The 663-nt window shown below is 59.4% G+C and carries 1 protein-coding gene and 1 pseudogene; both read left to right on the forward strand.

Features of this window, described 5'->3' with window-relative positions; translation table 11 throughout:
• Nucleotides 1-14 precede the first annotated feature (14 nt).
• Nucleotides 15-176: an IS66 family insertion sequence element accessory protein TnpB gene (gene tnpB / locus Q6D67_RS22045; protein WP_370552025.1), complete on the forward strand. Its 162-nt coding sequence runs from the start codon at nucleotides 15-17 to the stop codon at nucleotides 174-176.
• Between the two features lie 44 nt (nucleotides 177-220).
• A pseudogene (locus Q6D67_RS21665) lies at nucleotides 221-663 on the forward strand (IS66 family transposase); the annotation flags it as partial.

Raw genomic sequence — 663 nt, forward strand, 5'->3', positions numbered from 1 at the left:
CCAACGGCTTCTGCCTGTGGCAGAAGCGTCTGGAACAGGACCGTTTCCACTGGCCGCGCACACGCCAGGATGATGTGATCATGCTGAGCATACAGCAGCTGAACTGGTTGCTGGATGGCTACGATATCACCCAGCTGAAGCCGCACGCAAAGCGCACGTTCAGCACGGTTTTATAGCTGTTTTTATAGGGTATTCCGTGCGTTAGAGGTATAATGGACGCATGCCGGAAACCCCTACACAACTACCCTCGACGGTCGCCGCGCTGCAGGCCCTGGTGGCGCAGCAAATGGCGGAAAAAGCCGAGCAGCAGGCACGGCTGGCCGAACTGGAACACGAGAACAAACGCCAGTCGGCCAGAATTTTTACCCTCCAGGAACAACTCAATCTTGCCCTGGCACGTCGCTTTGCCGCCAGCAGTGAGAAGCTCTCACCCGACCAGATCCGGCTGTTCAATGAAGCCGAGGTTGATGCACAACTGGCGCTTGGCGAGGACGAAGCCGAGGGGACCATCGACGTACCGGCGCATACCCGTAAAAAGCGTGGCCGCAAGCCCCTGCCCGACACGCTGCCCCGGACTGAGGTGGTCTATGAGCTGGCCGGGGACGATCTGAACTGCCCCCATGACGGCCAGATGCTGAAGGTCATTGGCGAGGTCGCCTCGGA

It is taken from the genome of Haliea sp. E1-2-M8 (assembly GCF_030649675.1).
Lineage (GTDB): Bacteria > Pseudomonadota > Gammaproteobacteria > Pseudomonadales > Halieaceae > Haliea.